20 protein-coding genes are annotated in these 20,422 nt (G+C 71.6%); 9 read left to right on the top strand and 11 right to left on the bottom strand.

What is annotated here, in order from left to right:
* Positions 1-46 precede the first annotated feature (46 nt).
* Positions 47-481, bottom strand: a complete 435-nt coding sequence (locus IH26_RS0102645; RefSeq protein ID WP_034213389.1) for a DUF6069 family protein — start codon at positions 479-481, stop codon at positions 47-49.
* Between the two features lie 83 nt (positions 482-564).
* On the opposite strand from IH26_RS0102645, the gene IH26_RS0102640 reads away from it, so the two are divergent.
* Positions 565-1,077 carry a MarR family winged helix-turn-helix transcriptional regulator gene (locus IH26_RS0102640; protein WP_051807315.1) on the top strand — a complete coding sequence of 171 codons (513 nt, stop codon included), beginning with the start codon at positions 565-567 and terminating at the stop codon, positions 1,075-1,077.
* Positions 1,078-1,081: 4 nt separating this feature from the next.
* Here IH26_RS0102640 and IH26_RS0102635 read toward each other — a convergent pair whose 3' ends face one another.
* Positions 1,082-3,277, bottom strand: a complete 2,196-nt coding sequence (locus tag IH26_RS0102635) for a glycoside hydrolase family 2 protein (protein WP_030434468.1) — start codon at positions 3,275-3,277, stop codon at positions 1,082-1,084.
* A 127-nt stretch (positions 3,278-3,404) separates the two neighbouring features.
* Here IH26_RS0102635 and IH26_RS0102630 point away from each other — a divergent pair, with 127 nt between their 5' ends.
* The 6 genes from IH26_RS0102630 to IH26_RS61960 all read left to right on the top strand — a co-directional run bounded on the left by IH26_RS0102630 (position 3,405) and on the right by IH26_RS61960 (position 6,796).
* Positions 3,405-3,779 (top strand): hypothetical protein, encoded by a 375-nt coding sequence (locus IH26_RS0102630; protein WP_051807314.1) that lies wholly within the window; start codon positions 3,405-3,407, stop codon positions 3,777-3,779.
* 4 nt (positions 3,780-3,783) lie between these two features.
* Positions 3,784-3,978 (top strand): hypothetical protein, encoded by a 195-nt coding sequence (locus IH26_RS0102625; protein WP_030434466.1) that lies wholly within the window; start codon positions 3,784-3,786, stop codon positions 3,976-3,978.
* On the top strand, positions 3,918-4,322 hold the full coding sequence (locus tag IH26_RS0102620; protein ID WP_030434465.1) for a hypothetical protein: 405 nt from the start codon (positions 3,918-3,920) through the stop codon (positions 4,320-4,322). Before IH26_RS0102625 ends, IH26_RS0102620 begins: the two co-directional genes overlap by 61 nt.
* 56 nt (positions 4,323-4,378) lie before the next feature.
* Positions 4,379-4,936: a dihydrofolate reductase family protein gene (locus IH26_RS0102615; RefSeq protein ID WP_030434464.1), complete on the top strand. Its 558-nt coding sequence runs from the start codon at positions 4,379-4,381 to the stop codon at positions 4,934-4,936.
* Positions 4,937-5,105: 169 nt separating this feature from the next.
* The gene (locus IH26_RS52990; protein ID WP_211268554.1) at positions 5,106-6,212 is read left to right on the top strand and encodes a GMC family oxidoreductase; all 1,107 of its coding nucleotides are present in this window, start codon (positions 5,106-5,108) and stop codon (positions 6,210-6,212) included.
* Positions 6,170-6,796: a GMC oxidoreductase gene (locus IH26_RS61960; protein ID WP_211268553.1), complete on the top strand. Its 627-nt coding sequence runs from the start codon at positions 6,170-6,172 to the stop codon at positions 6,794-6,796. Before IH26_RS52990 ends, IH26_RS61960 begins: the two co-directional genes overlap by 43 nt.
* Positions 6,797-6,962: 166 nt before the next feature.
* Here IH26_RS61960 and IH26_RS0102605 read toward each other — a convergent pair whose 3' ends face one another.
* The 9 genes from IH26_RS0102605 to IH26_RS0102565 all read right to left on the bottom strand — a co-directional run bounded on the left by IH26_RS0102605 (position 6,963) and on the right by IH26_RS0102565 (position 15,994).
* Positions 6,963-7,529, bottom strand: coding sequence for a DUF305 domain-containing protein (locus IH26_RS0102605; RefSeq protein WP_051807312.1), 567 nt, complete (start codon positions 7,527-7,529; stop codon positions 6,963-6,965).
* A gap of 54 nt (positions 7,530-7,583) precedes the next feature.
* Positions 7,584-8,855, bottom strand: a complete 1,272-nt coding sequence (locus IH26_RS0102600; protein ID WP_034213386.1) for a copper amine oxidase — start codon at positions 8,853-8,855, stop codon at positions 7,584-7,586.
* An 11-nt stretch (positions 8,856-8,866) separates the two neighbouring features.
* Positions 8,867-9,586 carry a hypothetical protein gene (locus IH26_RS0102595; RefSeq protein ID WP_030434461.1) on the bottom strand — a complete coding sequence of 240 codons (720 nt, stop codon included), beginning with the start codon at positions 9,584-9,586 and terminating at the stop codon, positions 8,867-8,869.
* Between the two features lie 139 nt (positions 9,587-9,725).
* A complete protein-coding gene (locus tag IH26_RS0102590; protein WP_030434460.1) occupies positions 9,726-9,980 on the bottom strand; it encodes a hypothetical protein in 255 nt (84 codons plus the stop codon).
* Positions 9,981-10,072: 92 nt separating this feature from the next.
* Positions 10,073-11,386 carry an MFS transporter gene (locus tag IH26_RS0102585; protein ID WP_030434459.1) on the bottom strand — a complete coding sequence of 438 codons (1,314 nt, stop codon included), beginning with the start codon at positions 11,384-11,386 and terminating at the stop codon, positions 10,073-10,075.
* 45 nt (positions 11,387-11,431) lie between these two features.
* The gene (locus IH26_RS0102580; protein WP_063763636.1) at positions 11,432-13,798 is read right to left on the bottom strand and encodes an ATP-binding protein; all 2,367 of its coding nucleotides are present in this window, start codon (positions 13,796-13,798) and stop codon (positions 11,432-11,434) included.
* A gap of 267 nt (positions 13,799-14,065) precedes the next feature.
* Positions 14,066-14,344 (bottom strand): right-handed parallel beta-helix repeat-containing protein, encoded by a 279-nt coding sequence (locus IH26_RS0102575; protein WP_030434457.1) that lies wholly within the window; start codon positions 14,342-14,344, stop codon positions 14,066-14,068.
* Positions 14,341-15,381 (bottom strand): glycosyl hydrolase 53 family protein, encoded by a 1,041-nt coding sequence (locus IH26_RS0102570; protein ID WP_030434456.1) that lies wholly within the window; start codon positions 15,379-15,381, stop codon positions 14,341-14,343. The genes IH26_RS0102575 and IH26_RS0102570 overlap by 4 nt, the downstream gene beginning before the upstream one ends.
* Before the next feature lie 121 nt (positions 15,382-15,502).
* Positions 15,503-15,994, bottom strand: a complete 492-nt coding sequence (locus tag IH26_RS0102565) for a MarR family winged helix-turn-helix transcriptional regulator (protein WP_030434455.1) — start codon at positions 15,992-15,994, stop codon at positions 15,503-15,505.
* A gap of 94 nt (positions 15,995-16,088) precedes the next feature.
* Between IH26_RS0102565 and IH26_RS0102560 the strand changes: the two genes are divergently transcribed.
* On the top strand, positions 16,089-18,299 hold the full coding sequence (locus IH26_RS0102560) for an LLM class flavin-dependent oxidoreductase (RefSeq protein ID WP_030434454.1): 2,211 nt from the start codon (positions 16,089-16,091) through the stop codon (positions 18,297-18,299).
* Positions 18,296-20,422: an LLM class flavin-dependent oxidoreductase gene (locus IH26_RS61955; protein ID WP_211268552.1), complete on the top strand. Its 2,127-nt coding sequence runs from the start codon at positions 18,296-18,298 to the stop codon at positions 20,420-20,422. The genes IH26_RS0102560 and IH26_RS61955 overlap by 4 nt, the downstream gene beginning before the upstream one ends.

The following is a 20,422-nucleotide window of genomic DNA, read 5'->3' as shown; positions in this document are numbered from 1 at the left end:
CCGGCCCGGCGCACCGTCGGACGGGCGCGGCGGGCCGGCCGCGAGCTCACCGCACGGGCATGAACCGCCGGTACACCAGGACGGCCGTGGCCGCGACGGTCAGGTGCATGAGCATCAGGGCGGAGACGGCGCCCCAGCTGACGCCCGGGCTGGTGCCGGCGGCGCCGACGGCGATGTCCGGAATCAGGGAGAGGGCGACCACGACCGGGGCGAGCCACCGGAGAACGGCCGCGGGCCGGGTCGCCCGGCGGCGGATGACCTGCCAGCCGATCGCGCCGGCGAGCACGCCCAGCACGGTCAGCGGCAGGTAGCTGGCGGGCTGCAGCGGCTGGAAGTCGTGCGAGGCGCCCAGGGCCCGGGCGATCAGGGCGATCACGACGGTCGTCAGGCCCGCCGCGACGGCGGCGACGACGGTGGCGAGGGCCACGGAGCCGATGGTGCGGCCGACGGACGAGCCGGCGGGTCGAGAGGTGACGGTCATAGCGGCCTCCTGGTTTATTTGAACGTTCATGCAAACCGTAGCCGATTTATATGAGAGTTCAAGTACTCGGGTAGGATGAGACCATGCCGGAACCGCAGTGGCTCGATGACCGGGAGGCGCGCGCCTGGGAGGCGCTGCTGTGGATGTCGCGCACCGTCGAGCTGGCGCTGGACCGTCAGCTCCAGCGCGACGCGCAGATCCCGCACGCCTCGTACGGAATCCTGGTCGCCCTCTCCCGGCGCGAGGGACAGGCGGTGTCCATGGGCCTCCTGGCCGAGATGCTGGGCTGGTCGCAGAGCCGGCTGTCGCACGCGGTGGCCCGGATGGAGGAGGCGGGCTGGGTCCGCCGGGTCGCCTCCCCCACCGACAAGCGCAGCAATCTCGCCCAGCTGACCGAGGCGGGCCGCGCGAAGCTGACCGAGGCGGCCCCGGGCCACGTCGAGGCGGTCCGCCACCTCGTTATCGACGCGCTCGAGCCCGAGCAACTCGACGCGCTGACCGAGATCGGCGAGGCCGTCATCCGGCGCGCGGCCGGCCTGCTCGGCGACGCCGTGCCCGTCAAGCGCATCCTCGACGACCGCGGCCCCGCCGGTTAGCGCCTCAGTCGCAGCTTCCCGAGCAGGGGACGAAGGGCGCGGTGGTGCCGGACAGCGACGTGGTGCCGAGCGTCAGGCCGGCGGCGGAGGCGGTGACCGTGATGGCGCCGGAGCCGGTGGCGCGGATCAGCGCGTACGCAATTCCTTGAAATGCCTTTCGCTGTGTGCCGCGGAAGCTCTCCTGCGCCGGGCTGCCGCTGTCGACCGCGACAAGCACGCCCGGCCCGCTGACGGTGAAGGTGATCGGGGCGGACGAGCCGGTGACCACCCGGCCGGACGAATCGGCGACGGTCGCCCGCACGTACGAGATGTCGTTGTGGTCGGTCGAAACGCTGCTGTGGTCGGGGGTGAGCAGCACCTTGGCCGCCGTACTTCCGGTGGCCGGCGGTGCCGTGGCCGGCGCGCCCCACGCGGCCTGCCACGAGTAGCCGATCGGCCGGACCGTCCCCACCCCGTCGATCAGGCCGAAGCTGCTTTCCGCGTTGGGCCACAGCCCGTCGGCCTCGCCGAGGTACGCGGCGCCGGTCCAGACGAACAGGCCGGTGACGCCGGGGTTGTTCTTGACCGTCGTCCAGTTCGAGGTGGCGGTGCCTATCTCGGTGAACAGGCCGGGCCGCGCCGGCGACATGCCCATCGCCTGGATGACGTCGTCCGGCCGGTAGTTGCCGCCGAAGACGTCCACGATGGTACGGGTAGCGCCGGTGACGTCACCGCTGTCGCCGGGCCGGAACAGCGCCTGGGTGACCGGCCGGCCCGGGTCGGCGGCGTGCGCGATGGAGACCATCCGGGTGAGCAGCGGGGTCCGGGTGGCGAGGGAGTCGCGGATCTCGTTGCCGGTGCTGTACATCGCGACGCTGGGGTGGTTGCGGTCGCGCATGACGATGCTGGTCTCGTCGACCTGGTACCAGGGCACCGAGCCGGTCGCGCCGGGCACCGCCGGGGTGCCGGTGGGCGTGGACGCGGTCTTGTTGAAGTAGGTGGCGTAGTCGCCGGCGTCCGCGTACTTGTGCGCCGTCCACACATCGAAGAACTCGTCCAGGACCAGGAAGCCCATCCGGTCGGTCAGGTCCAGGAAGGCCGGGCTCGGCGGGTCGTGCGCCGTCCGGATCGCGTTGACACCGAGGGCCTTGAGCTCGGCGAGCCGCCGCTGCATGGCGCGCTGCGGGACCGCCATGCCCAGCCCGTGGTAGTCCTGGTGCAGCGCGACGCCCTGGAACTTCACGGTCTTGCCGTTCAGGCTCATCCCGGTCGAGGCGCTGAAGGTGAGGCTGCGGATGCCGACCGGGGTGATGTCGTCGTCGACCGTGGCGCCTCCGACGTTCACCTCCGTGGTCAGCGAATACAGGTTGGGATGCTGCAGGTCCCAGAGTTTCGGGTGGCTCACCGGGAGGTCGTAGCCGAAAACGGCCGAGGCGCCCGCGGCGATGCTCCGGACCGCGGTGGTGACCGGGGCCAGCGCCGTGCCGTCCGGGTCGGTGAGCACGCCTCGGACGCTGACGTCGGCCGCGGTGCCGCCGCTGTTGACCACTGTGGTCTGTGCATGGACGCCGGTGGCGTTCGGCGTGGTCACGTAGGTGGCCCACTGGTCGACGTGCACCGGGTCGGTGGCGACGAGGCGGACATCGCGGTAGATCCCGGCGCCGGTGTAGAACCGCTCGGCCGGCTGCTGGGTGGTGTCGGTCTTGACGGCGATGACGTTGTCGGCGTCGCCGGGCGTGACGGCGGACGTGATGTCGTAGCGGAAGCCGGTGTATCCGTACGGGTGGGTGCCGACGAGGGTGCCGTTGACGTACACGCTCGCGTTGGCCATCACCCCGTCGAACTCGATGAAGACCCGGCGGGTGGCGGGCACCCCGGCGAGCGAGAAATGCTTGCGGTACCAGCCGATGCCCGAGGGCAGGTAGCCGCCGCGACCGGTGCTCGGCGCACTCTGCGAGAAGGGGTTGGCCGGCGGGTTGGGGCCCTCGATGCTCCAGTCGTGCGGCACGCTCACCTTGCGCCAGCTGCCGTCGGCATAGGACGCGGCACTGGCGCCGACGGCATCGCCGTAGTGGAACAGCCAGCCCGGGTCGAAGTCGGTGACCGTACGGAACCGGTTGCCGGCCGCGGCGGCGCCGGACGTGCTCGCGGCGACCACCCCGGTCGCCCCCAGCAGGACGGTGGCGCAGGCGGCGAGGCCCGCCCGCCACGTGAAGGTCATGGTCAGCCCTTTCGCACGGAGCAAGACTGTGAACGTTAACAACGGTGTACATCTATGTCTTACGGTCTGTCAAGCTCGAACCCGGCCACTACACTGCGACGTACCTGAATGCGGGGAGTGAGCGGCGATGCCCGACCAGGGCGCCGAGCTCGGCGTCGACCTGTATTGGCTGTCCACGGTGGCCAACGACGATCTACCGACGGTGGCGAACGTCTTTCACGACGCGTCCGGCCACGTCGCCTCGGCGGGCCGGCCGGTCAGCGGGCTGATGGCCCGGGCCGGCGCGTTCGGCGGCGGCACCAGCTCGATCTTCGCCGCCTGGGACGAGCTGTGGGCCACGACGACGAAGTTCATCGGCGACACCGGGACCAACCTGGACGACACGGCGCACGCCCTCAACCTCGCCATCGATCACTACGTGCACACCGACGGCACGGTCAAGGCGTCGTTCGACGGCATGAACCTGCAGAACGGTGTCCCCCACGCGGACCCGGCGAAGTGACACCATGAGCTACGACCAGCTGATGGAACACGCCTGGACCATCAAGATAGCCGCCGCCTCGGTCACCGCCGCGAAACCGCCGGACAGCATCAAGGACAACAAGACCGGCAACACCGCGATCCAGATCGTCAACCTGATGTGGGACGGCCTGGGGCCGCGACCGCCGTCGACCTACGGCTCGGCGACACCACCTGGCTGACCCGCGACGAGGCCGGGAGCGCCCTCGCGCCGGTCACCACCACCGTGGTCACCACCGGCCACCCCGACGAGCACTACCTCGGCTACCTGAAGATCACCTACACCACCGCCACGACGACCTGCCGCCCCCTGGCCTGGCGAGGCGTGGCAACGGTCGTACGCAACCACGCCGGCACCATCATCGGCGGCACGCTGCAGGGCTCCGACGACGGCTGCGCCCCCGGCACCCACACGACCACCCCCACCAGCCTGCTGCCGGTCCCCGACGACACCCGCACCCAGGTCTTCCCGTACTGCGACCTGCAGCGGCCGGCCGGGAGCGACGCCGCCCAGCTCGCCGACTGACCAACGTCCTGCCGGGCGGGCGCGCGACGCCGTGGTGGGCGTTAGAGTCGCCAGCCATGGGAGTCCTCACCTTCAGCCTCAACGTCACGCTGGACGGTTGCGTCGACCACCAGGAGGGGATCGCCGACGACGAGACGCACGCCTACTACACCCGGCTCCTGCACGAGGGCGGGGCAATGCTGTGGGGCCGCGTCACCTACGAGATGATGGAGAGCTACTGGCCGGCCGTCGCCCGCGGCGACGAGCAGGCGCCGCCGGCCATCCGCGAGTGGGCGGTCGCTCTGGAGGCCAAACCCAAGTACGTGGTGTCGTCGACGCGCACGGACTTCCCGTGGACCAACAGCCACCACCTCACCGGTGACCTGAGCGAGGGCGTGCAGAAGCTCAAGGACTCGACCCCGGCCGGGGTCCTGCTCGGCAGCGGCAAGCTGGCGACCGAGCTCGACCGCCTGGACCTGATCGACGAGTACAAACTGCTCGTCCACCCCATGATCGCCGGCCACGGCCCGACGCTGTACCAGGGCGGGCTGCCCGCCACGCGCCGGCTAGAACTGCTCTCGGCGCGGCCACTCCGCAACGGCGCAGTGGCCATGCACTATCGCCGCGCGCGCTGAAGGCGCCCTTCCCCGCGGCCCTGTCCCGCTACCGGCCTGCCCTACACGGTTCGCGGCATCCCTCGCAACGGTGAGCTGCCGGCGCCGGTGTCGGAATTTCGTCGTTGACCCACGCCGCGGGCTCCGGCCGTCGCAGCATGGATGGTGCCGCTGTCGGAGGTGAGGGCCCATGTCGCTGCGGACTCTGGCGCCGTCCGGCGCAGATGCGCTCGTCCAGTCCACCACGTTGTCCCTGGACGCGCTCGGCCGGAACGTGTGCAACACCTGGGACGAGGCGACCGGCAACGGCGGGCCGCCGTTCACCGCGGTGATTGTCGGGTCGGGTGCGTACGGCGGCTATCTCGCCGCCAAGCTGTTCCGGCTGCGGCCGTCCGCCCGGGTGCTGGTGCTGGAAGCCGGCCCGTTCCTGGTCTCCGAGCATGTGCAGAATCTGGGCGACGTCGGCCTCGGCATCCCCGCGCCCCTGCCGCCGGCCGCCGATCCGGGCACCGCACGCGAGCTCGTGTGGGGCCTGCCGTGGCGGGGCAACACCGACTTTCCCGGCCTTGCGTACTGCTGCGGCGGCAAGTCGCTGTACTGGGGTGGGTGGTGTCCCCGGCTGACACCCGGCGACCTCGCCGAGTGGCCTGCCGAGGCGTCCGGCTATCTGACCGACCATTACCTGGACGTGGAGAGCGAGACCGGGGTCGTTCCCGCGACCGACTTCATCTCGGGGGACCTGCTCCAGGCCGTGGGCGACCGGACGACCGCGGTGGCGGCCGCCGTCGCCGGTCTCGACCAGAACCTGGCGGGCGGCCCCATCCAGCCGGCGCCCATCGCCGTGCAGGGCGCCGCCCCCGTGTCCGGGCTGTTCAGTTTCGACAAGTTCAGCAGCCTCCCGCTGCTGATCGAGGGCATCCGCGACGACGTCCGGCAGTCCGGGGGCTCCGACGCCGCGCGCCGGCTCTTCCTCGTGCCACGGGCCCACGTCGTGCGAATCCACGCTGCCGGCGGAGTCGCGCACACCGTCGAGGCCGTCGTCGACGGGACCAGGAGATACCTACCGCTGTCGCCGGGCGCCGACGTGGTGCTCGCGGCCAGCACGATCGAGAGCACCCGGCTCGCTCTGCTGTCGTTCCCCAGCCCGCTCATGGGGCGCAACCTGCGAGCCACGTCCGGAGCGATTTCACCGTACGTATCCGGCGGTCCGCCTTCGCCCCGGTTCCCGGGCACGTGCAGACGGCGGCTCTGCTGGTGCGCGGAGAAGCGCCAACCGGCCGGTTCCATCTGCAGCTGACCGCGTCGACCAGCCGCGCCGGGTCGGACGCGCTGCTCTACCAGATGATTCCCGACCTCGATCTGCTGCGGCCGCAGCTCGCCAACGACGACCCGGACTGGATCACCGTCACCCTGCGCGGCATCGGCGCGATGGCCGGCGGCCCGGACAGCTGGCTCGACCTGAGCCCGTACGAGTTCGACGAGTACGGCGCGGCGCGCGCCTACGTGAACCTGGTCGCCGGCGCCGCCGACCAGGCGACCTGGGTACAGATGGACGCGACCGCGGTCGACCTGGCCCAGCGGATGGCGGGCGCTCCCGGGAACATCCAATACCTCTACGACGGTGGCTGGCAGACCACGCCCTTCCCGCCGGCGCGCCCGTTCCCGGCTTGGCATTGGGGGCTGGGCACGACCTACCACGAGGCGGGCACGATGTGGATGGGCGACGACCCGGACTCCTCGGTCAGCACGCCCTCGGGGCGGTTGCATCACCTGGCCAACGTCTACGTCGGGGACCAGGCCGCCTTTCCCACGGTCGGCTCGGTCAATCCGGTGCTCACCGGTCTCACCCTGGCCCGCCGCCTCGCCGAAACCGTCGGATGAGGGAACGCGGGGCGCGGCCGGTCGCTCGAGGTGCTCGTCCGACCAGCACGACAACGGCGGCCCGCACGACAATGGCGCGTACTGTCATCGGCCGTGCCGGCTCAGGGGCGTCTCCGGTCTGCACACCGGTTCCTGGTCCCAGCGACCCCGCAAAGCGTTGCCGGCGTCAGAGAAGGGCCCTCATGGCGTCGTTCTCGGCGGTCTGCTCGTTGATGACGTGCTTGGCGACGCTGTGGATGAAGACGTTCCGCTGGTCGCCGCCGTCGAGCAGGGACCGGGACATGGTGATGGCGCCCTCGTGGTGCTTGATCATCAGGCGGAGGTAGAGGGGTACGGCCTGGGCGGTCGGCGCCTGGCGCAGCCGGGTCAGGTCGGCCGGGGTCAGCATGCCGTGTTCGTGCGTCTGGTCGGCGGTCCGGTGCCAGGCCGTCAGCCAGGCGTTGAGCTGGCCGATCTCGCGCTGCTGCTCGGCGGCGATGAAGCGGGCGATGTCGGCGATCCGGTCGGGGACGCCGGGGCGGCCCAGGAGGTCCTCGCTCATCCGCACGGCCTGGGCGTGGTGGGCGATCATCATCTGCGCGTAGTCGGCGTCGGCGGCGCTGGGCACGGTCACCTCGGTTTGAGCGGCCAAGCGCGGCGAGTGCGGAGCCTGGTGGTCCCGGGTGAGAGCCACCACGGCCGCCGCGGTGACCAGCAGGACGAGGGCGACGGCCAGGTAGCGGCGTACGGCCAAGGCTTTTTCTCCGGAGAAAGGGCCCGGCCCGTGCGGGCCGGGCCGGGCGGGAAACTAGAACGTGGGCTGGCCGTCGACGTTCTCGCGGCCGTCGGGTGCGGCCGGGTTGATCGCGGTGAAGTCGCGCGGCAGGAGGTCGAAGCCCTGCCAGTGCAGCGGCATCGGGCTCTGGTCCTCGTCGCGCGGGACGTGGTGGAAGCCGACCCGGACCCACATGATCGGGTCGGTCATCGTCTCCTTGTTCTTCGCGAAGTCGAGGATGGTCTTCGCCGCCGGGCACTGCGGGTCGGCGTTGCCGGTCGCGAACTTCTCGCAGGGGTTCGCCTGGGTGAAGGTCACGTCGGGGGTCGTCTCCGGGTGCGCCTCGTAGACGTCGTTGGCCCCGGTCACCAGCTGGTACGAGCGCAGGTGGCCGTCGGCGTTCTTGCTGGTCGAGCTGACCAGCCGCCACCAGCGGCGGTTCGCCGTGGTGAAGGTGCCCTCCTTGGCGATGGCCGTCTTGGTGGTGGTGAGCTTGGCGCCCATCGTGCCGCGGCCGTTGACCTTGGTGTCGTACTGCTCGACCTTCTCGTTGCCGGCGCCGCCGATGTTGAAGTCCACCCGCCAGAAGGCGTTGTGGTAGTGCATCGCGGCGTAGTCCTTGGCGCCCTTGCCGATCGGCCAGCCGTCGTCGGCCTTCACGTAGTCGCCGGGCGACAGGTCGCCGGTGGCGCCGAGCCGGGCCGTGATCTCGCCGCTGTCGCCGAAGCGGTACTCGGAGACATACTCGTACCAGCCGACCTTGCTGATCGACCGGAGCACCAGGTCGTACCCCTGCTTCGAGTAGACCTTGGGGGTGTCCGGGTCGCCGTCGTTGAGCCGGTACGCGAGCCCGGCCGGTTCCGCGCTGACGCAGAGGACCGCACGGCGGGTGCCCTCGGGACCGCCGTCCGAGCCCGTACGCACCGAGCCGCCCTTGCAGTCGTCGCCGGTCAGGGTCTGCAGGTTGCCGTCGCCGAAGCCGTAGTCGGTCAGGTCGTTGAACTCCGTCTCGCCCGAGTCGTACGGGACGTTGAGCTGCCCCAGCCGGATCGACGCGAGCACCTGGGTCGGGGTGGGCGACCGCTTGGCCGAGAAGTAGACCTTGTCCAGCACCAGCCCGGCCCGGCCGTCCATGTGCCAGCACATCTCCCACGTCGTGCCGTTGGGCAGCGTCTCCTTGACGATGGCCGAGGAGAGGCACGACACGGGCGGGGCCGCCTGCGCCGCCGCTGGTGACAGCCCGGCCACCAGCGACGGAACGCTCAGGACGACGGCCACGGCAGCGGCGGCCTTGCGGTAGGACATTCCGGTTCCCATCAGGTGAGGCGGGCGACCGTACGCCCGGAGAGGTCGACGATGATCTTGTCGAGGTCGAGGATGTGCCCGTCCTGGGTCTGCACGATGAGCCGCAGGCAGCGGTTCCTGCCGCACTGGGACGCGCCGGTGTCCGCCGGGAGCGCGTGGTAGATGTGCGCGGTCGGGGTCAGCTCCTGACCCGTGTAGGCCTGACCGGTGGCCTTGGCGTACGCGTTCTTCAGCTCGGCCGCGAGCGGGTTCGCCAGGAGCAGGCCGAGCGCGGTCCGCACCTCACGCTCGGACGGCGGCAGCTGCATGCCGGTCGCGGCGTACGAGCCGGCGAGCTTACCGCCGGCGAGATCGACGACCTGCTTGACCAGCCGGTTGCCGTGATAGTCGTAGTAGTACAGCTCGGCCGTGCGGCCCGCGCCGTCCTCGGCGATGCCGGCCGAGAGGTATTCCACGCCGGCCGCCCCGGTCACGTCCTTGCCGCCCGCCTTCAGCGTGGCGGTCTCCGCCAGCGTCCGCGCCCTGGCCAGCTCGTTGCCGGTCAGCGCGTCCTGGCCGATCCCCGCCGACGGGGCCGGCCCCGGGTCGGGGTGGGACACGGTCGGCTGCTCCACGGCCGCCGTCGGTTTCGGCGACGGCGCCGCGTTCGCGTCCCACGACGCCACGCCGAACGCGAGGAACGCGCTGACCGTCGCTACGCCGAGAACCCACCCCGATTTGGGGTATCTCATTGGCTGCTCCCCAGATAGAAAGATCTGTGAGAGCCGATGTTTTCAGCGCGCGGCGATCGACATATCCCCGAAAGATGCCAGAAGGTCCCGGGCCGGCGCGTGGGGCGCCAAGCCGGCCCGGGACGGTATCTGGGGGCGGTCAGGCGCCCGGGTCGCTGGCGAACTGCCGGCGGCGCCCCACTCGGGGGCGCTCTGGTGCGTCCGGCGCGATGTCGTACGGTCGCTGGTTGCGCATTTCCCAGTAGAGCGCGAGGAGCGCGCTCGCCGTCGCGAGTTGCACGGCATGGGCCTCGTCGATCGTGTCCAGTCGTGCCTCGGCCAGCAGCGCCTCGGCCGCCCTCGCCAGGTCGGCTCCTCGTGCCCGGTCGGACGCTCCGTCGAACTCGGTGAACATGGCTGGCTACCTCCGTCTCGGTAGCCCCAACTCTTCTCCGGGTCCGTCCGGGGGAACACCGTGACAGTACGGAAATGGGTACTGAGATGTACCTAGGCGGTGCGCCCCTCGGTAGCGTACGGAAGGCCGGCCGGCGCCCGGCGCCGCGACCGCATCCCCACGACGGCCGTGGTCAGCGCCACCAGCGCCATCACCACCAGGTACGCGGCCGGCGCGAGCGGCGAACGGGTGCGGGCGATGAGCCAGGTCGACACGTACGGAGCCGTGCCGCCCAGCAGCGCAACCGTAACGTTGTACGCGAGCGCGGTCGCCGTGTACCGGATCGGCGCCGGGAACTCGATGATACTGAGCAGCCCGCTCACCGTGGCGGACGCCCCGATGCACGCGGCCCAGAGCAGTTGCCCGAGCAGCGCGGCGACCACCGTGCCCTGCTGCATGAGAACGAAACTCGGCCCCACGGTGACCGCGACGCCCGCGGCGCAGGCGATCCCGACGCCGCGCGGCCCGAGCCGGTCGACCAGGTAGCCGCCGGCGATCGCGCCGGTCATCAGCGCGACGAGCCCGGCGAGATTCGCGCCGTACGCCGCGCCGGGGCTGAGGTTCACCACCCGGTGCAGGTAGGTGGGCATGTAGCTGAACAGGAAGAAGCCGCCCACCGTGACCATGCTCAGCCAGCCGGCGTAGACCAGCATCCCGCGCTTGGCGGTGCGCACCGCCACGACGAGCGGCACGGCCGGCCCCGACCGGCGGGCCACGGCCGACATCGGGCTCTCCGGCATGCGGACGCGCAGGTACAGCACGATCAGGCCGAGCGGCACGGCCGCCAGGAACGGCAGCCGCCAGCCCCAGGCGGCCAGCTGTGCGGGGGTCAGGACGGTGGTCACCAGCAGGCTGATCGTCGCGGCCGCGGCGGCGCCCAGGTAGCTGGCCACCTGGTTGGTCGACACCGACCGCCCGGACCGGCCGCGACCCGCGTGTTCGAGGACCATGATGTTGGCGCCCACGTACTCACCGCCGATCGAGAGGCCCTGCAGCACCCGGCAGGCGAGCAGCAACGCGGGCGCCGCCGCCCCGACCGTGTGGTAGGTCGGGAGCAGCCCGATCAGCAGGGTCGAGACGGCCATCAGGAAGATCGAGGACAGCAGGGCCGTACGGCGTCCGAACCGGTCGCCGATGTGCCCGAAGGCCAGGCCGCCGAGCGGCCGGGCGACGAAGCCCACCGCGAAGATCGCGAACGTGTTGAGCAGGCCGACGGTCGGGTCGGCGGCCGGGAAGAACTGCTCGGCCAGGATGCCGGCCAGATAGCCGTAGAGGAGGATGTCGTACCCCTCGATCACCGTGCCGATGCCCGTGGTGACGATCGCACGACGGGATCTGGGTTCGGTCGTACTCGCAGCATCTGCCATGGGCCCAGAATGGTTGCGCGACCGGCGGGGCAGGAGGGGAGTCACTCAACCGGGCGACCCGGGTGTCCCGATCCAGGCCGCGATCTGCGCGCGGGACGTGAAGCCGCGCTTGGTCAGGATGTTTGCGACGTGGCTCTCCGCGGTGCGCTGCGAGATGACCAGGTGGCGGGCGATGTCGGCGTTGCTCAGACCCTGGGCGACCAGCACGGCGACCTGATGCTCGCGCGGCGTCAGCGGGGTCTGGCTCACCGTGTCCGCCTCGGGCGTCGGCCGACGTTCCCGCAGGGCGAAGGCGATCGATTCGTCGTACGTGAATCCCCGCCCCCGCCGGTACGCGTCGGCGAAGGACGGCTCGTCGAGAGCGCGCCGGGTCCGCCGCTCGCAGGCCCGCCGGTGCCCGACCAGGTGCCGGTACGAGTCGATCGACGTGCCGTGCCGGCTCCACTGCGCGTCGACCGCGCCCAGCAGGACGGCGGCCCGCTGCGGCTGCCGGCCGGTCTCCACCCAGGTGAGCACCTCCAGGCAGAGGGCGGCGCCGAGCGGGTCCTCCAGCCCGCTGGCCCGTTTCAGCCGGAGACCGGCCTCCTCGTGGGCGGCGGCCGTGTGCAGGTCGCCCTGCCGCCAGGCCGCCAGGCCGAACGCCCACATCGCGTTGGAGCGGTGAAAGTCCTCGCCGCGCGGCTCGGTCTCGGCCAGCACCTGCTTGTAGCAGCTGGCCGCCAGGTCGTGGTCCCCGTTCAGCCCGGCCGCGGCCACGAGGGTGAACAGCAGGTGCAGCCGCTGGTCCAGCGTGGCCGGCCCGGCGCCGTCCAGCCCTTCCAACGCCGTTTCCAGCAGGCGCACCGCGGTGGCCAGGTCGTTCTCGAACAGCGCGGTCGTGCCCCGGATAAAGGTCGCGGAGGAGCGCGCCAGGGAGTCGTCCAGCTGCCGCCCGATCTCCTCGCCCTCCGCCAGCAGCCGTCCGGAGGCCTCGATGTCGCCTTGGCCGAACGCCAGCCGGCTCGCGAGCAGCAGGGCGCGGGCGCGTTCGGCGGACGGTTCGGCCGCCCGGCCGAGCGCCCGGTCGAGCCAGCCGCGGCCCTCGTCGAACCGTCCCCTCCCCCACCAGTAGAGCGCGGGCAGGCGGACCAGGATGTGCAGGGCCCGCTCCGGCTCGCCGGCCACGCCGAGGCAGTAGTCCAGCGCCGTCCGCAGGTTGGCGTGTTCCTGGTTGAGCCGGCGCAGCCAGTAGGCCTGCCGGTTGCCGATCCACTCCCGGTTCGAGCGCTCGACCAGCTCCGCATACCAGTCGCGGTGCCGCCGGAGGAGCGCGGCCTCGTCGCCGTTGTCGTGCAGTTTCTCCCGGCCGTACGCCCGGATGGATTCCAGCAGGCGATAGCGTACGACGACGTCGCGGTCGTCCCGGCTCAGGATCGACTTGTCGATGAGCGCCGCGGTCAGGCTCAGCAGGTCCTCGGCGACCAGATCCGCACCGGCGCAGATCCCCTCGATCGCGTCCATCGCGAAGTTGCCGGCGAAGACCGACAGCTGCGCCCACAGCCGCTGCTCCGGCTTCCAGCACAGCTCGTAACTCCAGTCGAGGCAGCCCCGCAGCGTCTGCTGGCGCTCGGGCGCGAGGCGGTTGCCCCCGCTGAGCAGGGCGAAACGGTCGCCCAGCCGGGTGGCGATCTGCTGCGGGGTCAGCAGCCGCAGCCGCGCCGCGGCCAGCTCGATCGCCAGCGGCAGGCCGTCCAGCCGATGGCAGATGTCGACGACCGCGCCGTAGTTCTCCGGGGTCAGGCGGAAACCGGCCAACACCGCGTGGGCCCGCTCGGTGAACAAGGCCACCGCTTCGTACGTGGTCGCCTCGGTCAACGACGGCAGCTCCGCCGGGTCCGGGACCGGCAGCGGCGGCAGCGAGAAGGCCGCCTCGCCGATGAGTCCCAGGAGTTCCCGGCTGGTCGCGATCACCCGCAGCCCGGGGCAGGAGCCCAGCAGCGTACGGATCAACTCGGCGCACGCCGGCAGCAGGTGTTCACAGTTGTCCATGACCAGCAGCAGCGACCGCTCCTGGAGGTGGTCGCGCAGTGCCGCCAGCGGCGCCCGGGCGCTGTGTTCCCGCAGGCCCAGCGCCCCGGCCACCACGGTGGCCAGCCGGTCGCCGTCCGATGTGCCCGGCGCGGACGCCCAGTCCCGTTCGCCCAGCTCGGCCAGATCGACGATCCAGACGCCGTCCGCGTACGCCCGGGCCACCTGCGCCGCCACCCGCTGGGCCAGCCGCGTCTTGCCCACCCCGCCGATCCCGCAGACGGTGACCAGCCGGTACTCCGAGATCAGCCGCTTGACGTCGGCCAGCTCGCGACGACGACCCACAAAGCTGCTCAGGTCGGCGAGGAGGTTTCCACGAGCCGGATGCGCGGCGCGTCTGACCACAATGATGACCCTCGGAACACGCTCGGTGTGCAGTTGACTGCACGCAGTCTCGCGCACCCCGACCGGCCCGGCCATCCCCCTGACGGAGTACCCGATCTCTCCGTGGTCAGCGGGCGACGCTTACCTCGAGCGGACCGCGTTGCCCGCCGCCCAGGTCGGCCGCGGCCGCGTAGGTGGTGCGGAGGAAGTCGGTCAGCGATTGATTTGCCTCATCTTCCAACCGGCCAAGCCTGCCACGGCGGCCCGCCCGAAGGCGGGCCGTCGTCGTCAGGATGTCTTGACCAGGGCGAGGCCGTCGGCGAAGAGATAGCCGTTGCTGCCGGCGGCGCGATGGTACGTGCCGCCCCGGAGGTAGACCGTGTCGCCGGCCGAGGCGACCGACTGGGCGTGGGCAACGGAAGCCCACGGCGCCGACTGGGTCCCGGCCGCGCTGTCGCTTCCGCCGGGGGCCACATAGTACGTGGCCGCGGCGTACGCGGGAATGGTGTTGATGGTTGTCGCCGCGACGGCGAGGGCCATGGCGACCACGAGGACGCGGCGGATCACAGGAAACCGTCCAGGGCCGCGGTCGGGCGGTGGCTGCTCTCGTCCCACGCCGAACTGTTGTAGTTGTTGAACGAGGGATAGCCCTCCGGCTCCCAGTAGAACGTGCCCAGGCCGCCGAATCCTTTGATCCCGCCGACGAACGCCGTGAGCGAGTCGCGCACCTGGGTCGGCTTGCCCACCGGCCCGCCGTATTCCACCTGCAGAACCGGCCTGCCGTACGAGGATTGGATGGTCTTCATGTTCGCCAGCACCCCGGTGACGTTGCTTCCCTGGGCGTACGAGGAAAGCCCGGTGATGTCCCATTTCCCGCCGTTGTTCTGGTACGCGTTCAGGAAGTTCTGGACGCCGGCCAGATTCTGCGGCTGGGCCAGGTGCACCAGCACCGGCGTGCTCGGGAAGACCTGCTTGGACATGTCGTAGGCGGCGTTGAGCAGGCCGGTCATCTGGGCCGGCTTGCTGATGCTGCCGACCGGGTGGCAGATTCCGGAATTGGACTCGTTGCCGATCTTCACCCAGGCCGGCGTCACGCCGTAATACTTGATCACGTTGCAGGAGTGGTAGACGTAGTCGTACATCGCCTGCAGCATCTGGCTGTAGGTCATGCTCGCCCAGGCGGCCGGCGGGTTCTGCACGCCGACGGAGTTCCAGGTGTCGCCGAAATGGAAGCCGATCAGCACCTGCATGCCGGCGTTCTTCGCCCGCACCGCCATCGCCGCGGTCTCCTCGATGCTGCAATGCCCGTTCGCCGGATCACTCGACGGGTTGACCCAGGTGCGCAGGCTGATCGCGGTGATCCCGTAGCCCTTGAGGATGGTGAACACGTCCTGCTTCACCCCGGAACTGTTGTTCCAGTAGTAACCCTTGGCCTCCATCTGCGGCAGCCAACTGACGTCCGCGCCCTTCACGAACGTCGCGGCCTGCGCGGCCGGAGCGAAAGCGCCGACGCCCAGGACGAGAGCGCCGGCCCCGGCGGCCGTTCCGGTGAGCAGGGCGCGGCGCCGAATACCCACAGGCCCGGTGGATGGACTGGTGGTCATGGGGTGCTCCCTCCGTCATCACATCGAAATGCTTGAATGACTGTTGAGGAAACACGCTCTGCCCCGAGCCTGGCGCTGTCAATACACCAAACATGTTTGGGCTCGGCAGGGGACGGCCGGCTCAGGCCGGGCCGGCCGCCCGCTCGGCCGCGGCGCAGGGGTCGATGGCGGGCTCGATGTCGCGCAGGTCGCAGGCGACGCGGCGCAGCAGCAGCCGGAGCGCCCGGCGCTCGCCCTCGTCGAGGGACCCGAGCAGCGCGTCCTCCGCCGCGCGCACCCGCCGCTCGAGCTCGGTGTAGGCGGCGACGCCCCGGGCGGTGGCCACGATCCGGCGCTGGCGGCGGTCCGCCGGATTGAGCTGCCGCTCCACGAAGCCGGCCTGGACCAGGTCGTCGATCAGGTACGTCATCACCGTGCGGTCGATGCCCAGGTGGGTGGCGAGCGCGAGCTGGCTGGACCGGTCGTCGTGCACCACGGCCGCCAGCGTCTGGTAGCCGCGCGGGCCGCGCGGGAAGTCGCCGAGCACGCCCACGACGGAAGCCTGATATGCGCCGCCCAGCACGCCCAGATGCCACCCGAGGTCGCCGTTGTAGGCATGCCGTGCCGTCGTCATGACCATCATCATACCGGCGAAAGCGTGGTTGCCGATATCGTCTGTGAGACATACGATCTGCCACACAACGCATATCCGCGCGGAGGAGCTCTCGATGAACTACGGTCATCCGCTCGACTTCGGGACGCTCGTCACGCCCGCCGGCAGCGGCGCGGCCGACCTCGCCCGGCGCAGCGAGGAGCTCGGCTACGACCTGGTGACCTTCCCCGGCCGGCCGGGGTCGCTCGACACCTGGACCGTGCTGTCCTGGGCCGCCGCCCGGACCGAGCGCATCCACCTCGCCGCCGACGTGCTCGACCTGCCACTGCGCGACCCGGCCGTCCTCGCCCGCGCTGCCGCCAGCCTCGACCTGCTCAGCGGGGGCCGGCTCGACCTGGCGCTCGGAGCCGGCGGGCTCCCACCCGGCGCGGTCGCCGAGGCCGTCGACATCGTCCGGGGTCTGCTCGACACCGGCAGACCAGGACCGTTGCGGTACGCGGGTGAGCACTACCGGCTGGCCGGGGCCGAGCGGGGGCCCCGGCCGCGCCACCACATCCCGATCTGGCTGGGCGCCCGCGACCGGCGCATGCTGCGGCTGATCGGCCGCCGGGCGGACGGGTGGCTGGCCACCCTTTCCGGCCTGGCGCCGGGCGAGTTCCGCGCCGGCCACAAAATCATCGACGAGGCGGCCGCCGAGGCCGGCCGCGATCCGGCGGAGATCCGGCGGCTGGTCACCATCTCCGGCCGGTTCGCCGACCGGCCGGCGGGCTTCCTCGACGGGCCACCCGCGCGCTGGGTCGACGACCTGCTCCCGCTCGTGGTCGAGGAGGGCGTCGGCACCTTCATCCTCGCCGTCGACGACGACGCCACGCTGGAGCGATTCGCCCGCGAGGTGGCCCCGGCGCTGCGCGAGGCGGTCGACCGCGAGCTGCCGGCGCCCCTGCCGACGGGGCCGATTCGCGGCTCGGCGGTACGCGCCGAGCGGCGCGACGGCATCGACTACGACAGCGTGCCCCGGTCGCTCGCGGGCACGGCGGTCGAGCCGGGCGACATCGAGTACCCCGGGGTCCGCTCCAACTACATGCGCGGCGGCCGGCCCGGCATCGTGCTGCGCCCCCGGAGCGCGGCCGAGGTCGCCGACGCGCTCGCGTACGCCCGCCGCCACCCCGGCCTGCCGATGGGCGTACGCAGCGGCGGCCACGGCATCAGCGGGCGATCCACCAACGACGGCGGCATCGTCATCGACCTGGGCGCGCTCGACGGCGTCGAGGTGCTCGACGAGACCACCCGCCGGGTGCGGGTGGGTCCCGGCGCGCGGTGGAAGAAGGTTGCCGCGGCCCTGGAGCCGCACGGCTGGGCGCTCAGCTCCGGCGACTACGGCGGCGTCGGGGTGGGCGGCCTGGCCACCGCGGGCGGCATCGGCCTGCTCGGCCGCAAGCACGGCCTGACCATCGACCACCTGCGCGCGGTCGAGATGGTGCTGGCCGACGGCACGGTCGTCCGCGCCGACGAGCAGCACCACCCGGATCTCTTCTGGGCCGTGCGCGGCGCCGGCGCCAACTTCGGCGTCGTCACCTCGTTCGAGTTCGAGGTGGACGAGGTCGGCGAGGTCGGCTGGGCCCAGCTGGGGTACGCCGCCGACGATGTCGCCGATTTCCTGCGCCGGTTCGGCGAGACGGCCCAGAGCGCCCCGCGCGACACGACGGCCTTCCTGGTGATGGGCCCGCCGCGGCCCGGCCGGCCGGCCTTCGCCCAGGTGTACGGGGTGGTCGACGCCGCCGATCCGGACACGGTGATCGCCCAGCTCCAGCCGTTCGCCGGGATCGGGCAGCTGACCGATCAGCAGGTGGTCATCGTGCCGTACGCCGCGGTGATGGGTCTCGCCGGCGACGCCGAGCACCACGGCCACGGCGAGCCGGTCACCCGGTCGGCGTTCGTCCGCGAGGTCACCCCGGCGTTCGCGGCGGCGGCGGAACGCCTGCTGCGCAGCGGCGTCGTGAGCTTCTTCCAACTGCGCACGGTCGGCGGCGCGATCGCCGACGTGGACCCGGACGCCACCGCGTACGCGCATCGGGACGCCGGCTTCTCGGTGATCGCGATGGGCGCCGACCGCCGTCGCCTCGACCGGCTGTGGGACGAGATGGCCGAGCACTTCGACGGCCTCTACCTGAGCTTCGAGACCGACCTGCGGCCCGAGCGGATCGCCGACGCGTTCCCGCCGCGCACGCTACGAAGGCTGCGCGAGCTCAAGACCCGCTACGACCCCGGCAACGTCTTCCAGGACAACTTCAACATCCGCCCGTACGAGGGTGCGGAGGCATCATGAGCGACTACGGCCACGACCTGCTCTTCGGTACGTTCGTCACGCCCACCAACCAGCCCGCCACGCACGCGGTCGACCTCGCGGTGGCCGCCGATCGGGCCGGGCTCGACCTGGTGACCTTCCAGGACCACCCGTACCAGTCGCGGTTCCTCGACACGTGGACGTTGCTGTCGTACGCGGCCGCCCGGACCAGCCGGATCCGGCTCAGCGGCAACGTGCTCAACCTGCCGCTGCGGCAGCCGGCCGTGCTCGCCCGCGCCGCCGCCAGCCTCGACCTGCTCAGCGGCGGCCGGTTCGAGCTCGGCATCGGGGCGGGCGGCTTCTGGGACGCCATCGAGGCGATGGGCGGGCGCCGGCTGACCCCGGGTCAGTCGGTCGAGGCGCTCGACGAGGCGATCACCGTCATCCGCGAGCTCTGGGCCGCCGACCGGGCCGGCCCGGTGCGGGTCGACGGCCGGCACTACCGGGTGCACGGCGCCAAGCGCGGCCCCGCTCCGGCGCACGACGTGGGCATCTGGGTCGGTGCGTACAAGCCTCGGATGCTGCGCCTGATCGGCCGCGCGGCGGACGGCTGGCTGCCGTCGCTGGGCTACCTGCCCGGCGGGCCCGCCGACCTCACCGAGCTCAACAAACACCTCGACGACGCCGCCGTGGCCGCCGGCCGCACGCCGGGTCAGATCCGCCGGCTCCTCAACGTCGGCGGCCGGTTCGCCACGACCGGCCGGGCCTTCCTCGACGGGCCGCCCGAGCAGTGGGCCGAGGACCTCGCGGGCCTCACGCTGGAGTACGGCGTCAGCGGCTTCATCCCGTCGCCAGAGGTCCTTCCCGTAACCCACGGCTGGATGGCTCGCCAGCGCGCTGAAAGTCTGCCGGAGTTACGGGAAACGCTTCTGAGCAGGGGCTTAGCGCGCGGCCAGCTTCCGGGTTTACTCGGGAGCGCTCCCATGGAATTATGGCCGTCGATGCCCCACGGGAAACCGCCTTCCTCGGGCCTTTCAACCAGCCGTCGGCGGAATCGAGGAGCTACGATGCCGGAGCTGCGCACCAGGTCGATCGCGGTACTCGGCGCGGGTGCCGCCCTGATCGGTACGGCGCTGGCCGTGACCGCCGCCGCGGCCGGTGCGGCCACGACCGTCGCCGCCCCGGCCCCCTCGCCGCCGGGCCGGCCGTCGCAGTGCACCGGCACCTCGCCCATCACCTGCCACTTCGCGGTCTCCCCCGGCAACTACACCGTGACGGCCTGGATCGGCGACCGCGCCTCGGCCGGCAACACGTCGATGTCGGTCGAGGCGCGCCGCCGGATCCTGCCGGCGACCTCGACCACGGCCGGCACGATCACGCCGTACGTCTTCACCGTCAACGTCCGGCAGCCGGAGGGCCAGCCGACCGGCCAGGGCGGGACCGGGACCCCGGGCCTGGACGTGATGTTCGCCGGATCGGCTCCGCAACTGTCCGGCCTCACGGTCCAGCCGGCGAGCAAGCCGCTGGTCGTCTACCTGGCCGGCGACTCCACGGTGTGCGACCAGCCGGCCGCCCCGTACACCGGCTGGGGTCAGATTTTGCCGACCCACGTGGCGGCCGGCGCCGTCATCGCCAACTACGCCGACTCCGGGGAGAGCTCGGGCAGCTTCCTGAACACCAGGGCGCTGTTCCCCACGATGATCGCCCTGGTCAGGAACAACGACCTCGTCTTCATCCAGTTCGGGCACAACGACAAGACCACCACGGCGGCCGCCTACCGGAGCAACCTCACTTCGATGGTCAACCAGGTGCGGGCCAAGGGCGGCATCCCGGTGCTGGTCACGCCGCCGGTGCGGCACCTGTTCAGCGGCGGCAGGCTGACCCCCACCGCGCTGCACGTCAACGGCGTCGGTGTCGACCTGCCGGCCGAGATGCGCGGCGTGGGGTCGTCGCTGAAGGTGCCGGTGATCGACCTGACCGCCAAGAGCCAGGCGCTGGTCGAATCCCTGGGCCCGACCGCCTCCGCGCAGCTCTACCTGCGCGCGGCGGTGGACGGCGTCAAGGACGACACGCATTTCTCGGAGTACGGCGCCGGGCGGATCGCCGGCCTGGTCGTCCAGGGCATCCGCGAGCGGACCCTGCCCCTGACGGATTACCTGCGGTGA

Source organism: Actinoplanes subtropicus, assembly GCF_000721705.1.
Classification (GTDB): Bacteria; Actinomycetota; Actinomycetes; order Mycobacteriales; family Micromonosporaceae; genus Actinoplanes; species Actinoplanes subtropicus.
This window is presented reverse-complemented; position numbering and strand designations above follow the sequence as displayed.